The sequence below is a fragment of the Synechococcus sp. R3-13 genome (assembly GCF_047462195.1).
Classification (GTDB): Bacteria; Cyanobacteriota; Cyanobacteriia; order Thermostichales; family Thermostichaceae; genus Thermostichus.
This window is the reverse complement of sequence record NZ_JANSIO010000352.1, coordinates 20,688-27,283: the sequence shown is the minus strand read 5'-3', so window position 1 is coordinate 27,283 and position 6,596 is coordinate 20,688. Positions and strand designations below refer to the sequence as shown.

At 61.6% G+C, this 6,596-nt stretch carries 8 protein-coding genes; 6 read left to right on the top strand and 2 right to left on the bottom strand.

Annotated elements, in window-relative coordinates; translation table 11 throughout:
- The coding region (locus tag NW856_RS10750; protein WP_414400219.1) for a thioesterase family protein at positions 1 to 255 on the top strand (255 nt) is incomplete at its 5' end.
- Complete coding sequence (locus tag NW856_RS10745; protein ID WP_414400217.1) at positions 234 to 842, top strand: hypothetical protein; 609 nt, start codon at positions 234 to 236, stop codon at positions 840 to 842. The genes NW856_RS10750 and NW856_RS10745, both read left to right, overlap by 22 nt.
- Before the next feature lie 68 nt (positions 843 to 910).
- On the opposite strand, the gene NW856_RS10740 is transcribed toward NW856_RS10745, so the two are convergent.
- Positions 911 to 1,972, bottom strand: a complete 1,062-nt coding sequence (locus tag NW856_RS10740) for a carboxypeptidase-like regulatory domain-containing protein (RefSeq protein ID WP_414400216.1) — start codon at positions 1,970 to 1,972, stop codon at positions 911 to 913.
- A gap of 73 nt (positions 1,973 to 2,045) precedes the next feature.
- Positions 2,046 to 4,082 carry a carboxypeptidase regulatory-like domain-containing protein gene (locus NW856_RS10735; RefSeq protein WP_414400215.1) on the bottom strand — a complete coding sequence of 679 codons (2,037 nt, stop codon included), beginning with the start codon at positions 4,080 to 4,082 and terminating at the stop codon, positions 2,046 to 2,048.
- A gap of 167 nt (positions 4,083 to 4,249) precedes the next feature.
- On the opposite strand from NW856_RS10735, the gene rpmJ reads away from it, so the two are divergent.
- The 4 genes from rpmJ to NW856_RS10715 all read left to right on the top strand — a co-directional run bounded on the left by rpmJ (position 4,250) and on the right by NW856_RS10715 (position 6,564).
- On the top strand, positions 4,250 to 4,366 hold the full coding sequence (rpmJ, locus tag NW856_RS10730) for a 50S ribosomal protein L36 (RefSeq protein WP_011433187.1): 117 nt from the start codon (positions 4,250 to 4,252) through the stop codon (positions 4,364 to 4,366).
- A 201-nt stretch (positions 4,367 to 4,567) separates the two neighbouring features.
- Positions 4,568 to 4,951: a 30S ribosomal protein S13 gene (gene rpsM / locus NW856_RS10725; RefSeq protein ID WP_011433188.1), complete on the top strand. Its 384-nt coding sequence runs from the start codon at positions 4,568 to 4,570 to the stop codon at positions 4,949 to 4,951.
- An 84-nt stretch (positions 4,952 to 5,035) separates the two neighbouring features.
- Positions 5,036 to 5,422 carry a 30S ribosomal protein S11 gene (rpsK, locus tag NW856_RS10720; protein ID WP_011433189.1) on the top strand — a complete coding sequence of 129 codons (387 nt, stop codon included), beginning with the start codon at positions 5,036 to 5,038 and terminating at the stop codon, positions 5,420 to 5,422.
- Positions 5,423 to 5,556: 134 nt separating this feature from the next.
- Entirely contained in the window at positions 5,557 to 6,564 is a 1,008-nt protein-coding gene (locus NW856_RS10715; RefSeq protein ID WP_414400220.1) for a DNA-directed RNA polymerase subunit alpha, read from the top strand.
- The last annotated feature ends 32 nt before the right edge of the window (positions 6,565 to 6,596 follow it).

Here is a 6,596-nt window from a genome sequence, read left to right as displayed (position 1 = left end):
GAGGAAGCGGCGGTCGGGATCCGCTTTGCCTTGGAGCATCGGTCGGCAGCGGTGGCGGGGGATCCCTTGCAGGTTCGGGTCGAAGTCGTGGCCGTGGAGGGAAGACGCATTCGGTTTCAGGTCGAGATTACCCAACAGGAGCGGCTGGTGATGCAGGGATCCTACACCTGCCTGGTGGTCGATTTGCCCCGTTTTCTGGCCCGCTATGGATTGACCGCGGAGGATCCCAGTCGGTGCTCAAGCTGTTCGCGTTAGCGGGACGGAGTCCTTTGGGATTGCTGCTGGCCGTCTTTGTGGGAACTCTCTTGTTCTGGCCTCAACAGCTCATTCTGCGCTACCGCAAACCCTGGCAGGGCCCCCTTGCCTGGATCTGGAAATGGCACGGGTGGGGGGGGTGGACTGTGCGGGGCAGCCGCCGTGGTTGGGAATGGCGTTGGGGATCCCTGCGCCTTCGCGGCCGTTGGCCGGTACAGCGGGGAGAACGTTGCTCCCCCAGAGATTGGCCCTACCTGTGGAAGCTGGGCAAGCAGCTCCACATCCAATCTTGGCAAGGAGGGGTGGAAATTGGCTTTGCCGATCCGGCTTTGACGGGGCAATGCTTGGGACTAATCGCCGCTCTACCCCCTCAGTTGGCCCAACACCTGCGCTTGACCTTCGCTCGCATCGGTTGGCACGGATGGGGATCCCTGGTGATCCGGTTGCGCGGCTGGCAGGTGCTGGGGCTGGCCTTGAAACTGGGGTGGCTCGCCCTATCGCGCCATCGGAAGGGATCCCCAGCAAAAATAGCCCATGGGACAGCTGGCGTCAGGAGCAAAGCGCTGGGGGGGGAACCGCACCGCTGACGCGGTCAGGCCGGCTGCAGCGCCGGGCAGCAATTCAGAAGAGATCCCGGAGCTGTTCTGCTTAAGACCTAGGGAGTCGGTGTGGCAGAGGGGATGCGCAGCTCCACAGCCGTGTCCAGGCGGGAGCGTGGGGGTGGGGCTTCTCCCTGAGCCAGTTCTAGGTACTGGGCCAGCGGGTGATTTTCCTTCCAGCGGGATCCCACCTCAGCAGCCATTTGGGTGACTTGGATTTGATAAAGCTGGGCCAGCTCGGCAGCATTGAGGTTGCTCCGCTCCACCTGATCGCGACTGGCCTCGGCCAGGATATCTACCACAAGGTTGCCTTGCTCATCAAACCGCCACAGTTCCAGGCGGCTGCGGGAACGCAGGCTCAGCTCCGTTGGCGAAGCTGGTCGAGTGAGGACATCGACGCGGGCGATGACGATGGCTTCCAGGCCCAGGTAATCGAAAAATTGGCCCACCGCCTCCGGCTTGCGGCGATCCCACTCAAACAGCTCGTAGATGGGCCAGCCCACCTTCTGCAAAATGGGCTGAATGCGACGGTTGTCCAGGGGCACCACCTTCTCGCCGTTGGGGATCAAGCCCAGACGCACTGCCTCTATGGCCAGGCGCTGGCCCAACAGTTGGGTGTGCTCCAACCCTCCCACCCCCAAAATGCCAAGGCGACGACGGGGTTGAGGCCGAATGGGCACCTGCAAAACCACATCCACAGGGGTGGTCAGGCCCGCTTGCAGGAGGATCTCCTGCTCTGCCTTTTCATAGTCGGGGTGCCACACCGTCAACATCCGGCGCCCGGTTGGGGCATGGTCTAGCTCAAAAGCGCCCCGCTCATCGGTTTGAATCGGCTGAATGGGGTTCTCCATGCCCTCCAACTGCACCTGTGCCCCCGCCACAGGTTGTCCCACGCTGTTGCTCACCTGCCCCACCAGCCGTGCTGTTCCCTGGGGCTGCCCTTTGTCTTGAAAGGGAAACAACGGCGTCAACCGCGGAATGGGGGTGGCCGGAGCCTGAGCCAGCGCTCCTGAAGCCAGTGCCAGCCAGCCGCAGAGGGCCAGACTGCCTGTTCGCGAGAGCGTTGCGTAGCGATAGCTGATCCTGCGCCGGAGAGGATGGAAGAAGAGAAGAGGCATGGCGAAGGTTGCATCCGGTAATAGCAGTCGGTTCTATTCTGCTTTGCGCCACTGACGGGTGCTGCAGGGATCCTCACCCCGAAAAGGGGTTGTTGGCTTGCCATTGTTGGACAAACACCGGCACCATGTTGCGCACCTGCAGCCGAAACAGGCCCGCTGCCGCATCTTCAAACATCGGATCCCCGCCCACATCATCCCGCCCATAGGCTTCGTAGTAGCGAGCCCGATCCCCAGGTCGATCCCTCTGCAAGTCCACCACCACCACCACCCCGCGGCTGCGCAGCTGGTTGGGGGTGAAGTTGGGAATTTCCACCGGCACCGTCGGGGCCACAAAGCGTAAGGCCGTATTCAGCAGAGAGTTGCCCTGGCGGTTGTAGTCCCGCGAGATCTGCATCTGGGTCAAAAGGATGTAGCGCAATCCCAGGGCATCCCCGATGGCCTTCAGCTTGGCCAAGTCGGCGGTGTAGCGCTCATCCCGATCCAACAACGTTAGGCCCTGGGTGAGGGGCAGAAGCGGCTCAAACCGAGGATCCGGCCCCAAAGGCCCCTTCAAGAGGATCACCGGTCGCTGGGGCTGCAACTCCTTCAGGGCCATGCTGAGGTGGCGGGCCAGCTCATCCGAGTAAACGGGTTCATCGGGCAAAAGGCCAATGCCCTCCGGCTGGCGGGTCGGTTCCCCGGGCGGCAGACGAATATCCTGAGTGGAGACAAAGCCGGCCCGGACTTCCACCTGGGTGCTGGTCAGCGGAAAACCCGGCACCTCCACATCCACCAAATACAGGCCAGCCGGCAGTTCCGGCAGCACATAAGTGCCGTCGGCAGCAATGCGAACAGTTCGCTGGGGTTGGGTTGGCGTGGCGGCCAAGTGCAAAACCCCCGTCTGAACGGGTTGGCCGGCAATATCCAGCACCCGCCCGGTCACCACACCCGCTCCTTCCGGGGAGAGGGCTCCTTCATGCTGGCTGGCTTCCCCATTTGAGGGCTCCGTCCCACCATTGCGGACGGCAAGGGCCGCCTGTTCGCGAGAGCGTCGCGCGGCGATAGCTTGGGCTTCCACATTCTGCAAACGGCGCAAAGCTGGGATCCCTGCTGCCACCACCCACAGATCCCGCTCCCCCAGCATCACCAGACCCGTCGGCTGTCCCTGCAGCCGCAGCGAGGCCACCAATCGCCCCGTCTGTAAATCCACCAGCTGCAGGCGGTCGCTATCGCGGGAGGTCACGTAAGCCCAACGTCCATCAGGGGAAAGGGCCAGCCGCGTCGGTCGCCAATCCAGGCCAACCCGCTGCAGGGCCTCGCCGCTGCGGCTCAGATCCAGCACCGTCAGGTCTTGGCTGCCGGAGTTGAGCACCACCAAGCGTTGCCGTTCCGCATCCAGGGCCATGGCTTCCGGAGTATTGCCGCCGCGCCAACGGGCCAACAACTCCCCATTGTCTGGGTTGACCACCAGCAAACTGAGGGGATCCTCCCCGGCTAGACCCACAAACAGGGATCCCCGCTGCGCATCGTAGGCCAGCGCCAAGGGGGGGCCGGGCATCGGCAAATTGCGGGCTTGCGGCTGCTCTGAGGAATCGCTTTGCGCACCGCTGACGCGCAGGGGAACAGCCATCACCGCCAAACTCTGGGCAGAGGGCAGGGAGGCAAAAACTCGCCCTGTGGCCCCATCCACGGCAATATCCAAAACCCCTGCCGGCAACCCATAAGCCTGAATCAGCTCCCCCGTCAGCAGATCGAGGGCCACCAGCCCAGGGGCATTGGGGCCAGAGGCATAGACCACCTGCCGCGCCTCATCCACCCGCACCACACTGGGAGCAAACCCCACCGCCGCCTGCCACAAGGGATCCCCGCTGGCCCCATCCAGCAGAGTCACCGCCTGCTCCTCCAACAGCCCAACCGCAACCCAGCCCCGATCCGGTACCCCATCGATGCGATCGGCAGAGCTGCGCAAGGGCAAAAGCCAATCCCCCTCTGTCCTCAGGCCGTTCCCGTCCGTCGAAAAGTTCTCCACCGCAGAGGAGGAGCCTGCTGCCGGCAAAGGGATCCCTTGCCCCAACACAGGGGATCCCAGCCCCAGCACACCACTCAGCACAACCAGCCATTGCCACCGCATGGCCTTCTCCACCCCACAGTCGCGCCTACTTTGACTCAGGAGATCCTTGCCCAACCAGCATAGCCAACCCGACTGTCCCCTCGGTGCCGGAAAGCCCAAACCCATTTTTTGACAGGTTGCCCAGACGAACATAGAATGGATATTCGCTGGTTTTGTCAGGATCAACCATGAAGGTACGGCCTTCCGTCCGTCGGATCTGCGAAAAATGCCGGGTCATCCGCCGCCACGGTCGGGTGATGGTCATTTGTTCTTCCAACCCCAAGCACAAGCAGCGGCAGGGCTAGAGGGTCGATGGTGGGTGGGTTCAGCCTGCAATGGGAGACAGAGGCAAAGGCTTCCGACACAACCGAGCAAAACGTTGGCTAGACCTCTCGGTGAGCATGGATCCCAAGACCGGCATCTCCACGGCCACATCCCCCTGAATAAAAATCCCATCTCAGGCAGGCAACTTGGTTTGATTTGATTTCGATAAGGTACCCCTGACTATGGCACGGATTGCGGGAGTTGACATCCCCCGAGAAAAGCGAGTGGAGATTGCCCTGACCTATATTTACGGCATTGGGCTGACCCGCTCCCGCCAAATTTTGGCGAAGACCGGCATCAATCCGGATACTCGTACCCGCGACCTCACCGACGCTGAGGTGGCCGCCCTGCGAACGGTGGTGGAGGGCGAATACCAGGTAGAAGGGGATCTGCGCCGCCAGGAGGCGATGAACATCAAGCGGCTGATCGACATTGGCACCTATCGAGGTCGTCGCCATCGCCTGGGTCTGCCCGTGCGTGGTCAGCGCACCCGCACCAACGCCCGCACCCGCAAGGGGGTCAGGAAAACGGTGGCCGGCAAGAAGAAAGCTCCTGCCAAGAAGTAGTCGCTCGGCTTTGCGCGGAAGGCAAAACTCTTCCACCATCCCGAATCCCAACCCCAAACAGTCGATTGCAAGGACACCTGGATCATGGCTCGGCAGCAACGGCGCGGACGTAAAGTCAAAAAGAACATCCCCAATGGGGTGGCCTACATTCAGTCCACCTTCAACAACACCATCGTCACCATCACGGATCCCAATGGCGATGTGGTGTCTTGGGCCTCGGCAGGTTCTACGGGCTTCAAAGGGGCCAAAAAGGGCACTCCCTTCGCCGCCCAAATGGCAGCAGAAAGTGCGGCGCGTCAAGCCATGGAGAACGGCATGCGCCAGATCGAAGTGATGGTCAGCGGGCCGGGAGCCGGTCGAGAAACCGCCATTCGCGCTCTACAGGCAACGGGCTTGGAAATTACCCTTATTCGAGATATTACCCCCATTCCCCACAACGGTTGCCGTCCTCCCAAGCGGCGGCGTGTCTAAAGGATCCCGCGTTGAGGGCCGGTCGAGCGTCTGTAGGAGTTTGCTCCAGAGCTACAGGTCTGCCCAAGCGTGAGATGACCTCGAAGTTTCATCAGTTCTCCAAACGGATGTCGAGCCAGACGGACGGGGCCACCATGACGATTCAAACCAGCCGAACCCTCTCCCACTCTCTGGGCAGCAGAGCGAGCGCAAGTGCTGTTGCCTACCAGACCGAGTGTGTCGAATCTCGTCGGGATGACAGTGGCGCTCACTACGGCAAATTTGCTTTGGGGCCGCTAGAGCGCGGCCAAGGGATCACGGTGGGCAACGCTTTGCGGCGGGTGTTGCTCTCCAATCTGGAGGGGACGGCGGTGACTGCTGTACGCATTGCCGGGGTGACCCACGAGTTTTCCACGGTGCCGGGGGTGCGGGAAGACGTGATGGAGATCCTTCTAAACATGAAGGAGCTGGTGCTGCGCTCCAGTTCCCCCGAGACTCAGGTGGGCCGCTTGGTGGCTCAGGGGCCAGGGGAAGTTACTGCTGAGAAGCTGCAATTGCCCAGCGATGTGGAGGTGATCAACCCCCGTCACCACATTGCCACCCTGGCGGAAGGAGCGATTTTGGAAATGGAGTTCATGATTGGCCGGGGACATGGCTACCGCGCCGTCGATTACTCCGACAGCAAAGCGATGGCGATTGATTTTCTGCAGATCGACTCTGTCTTCATGCCGGTGCGCAAGGTGAACTACGCCGTGGAAGCAGCTCGGGTGGGCCAATTCCTGGAAAAAGATCGGCTAGTATTGGAAATCTGGACCAACGGCAGCCTCACCCCGCAAGAGGCCCTCAGCCAAGCAGCCCGCATTTTGGTGGGCTTGTTCGCACCGCTGCAGGAGGTCAGCTTCGATGCTCCTGTGCCGCCCCAGCCAGCCGAGGACAACCAAAAAAACCAGATCCCCATCGAGGAGCTACAGCTCTCGGTACGGGCCTACAACTGTCTGAAGCGAGCTCAGATCAACACGGTGGCCGATCTGCTGCTCTATACCGAGGAAGATCTGCTGGAGATCAAAAACTTTGGCCAGAAGTCTGCCGAAGAGGTGGTGCAGGCTTTGAAAGCCCGCTTTGGTCTGACACTGCCCCGCACCCGCGAAAAAGGCAAGGCATAGAGTTTAGGTTCCGTCTCAAGCATCTGCACCGC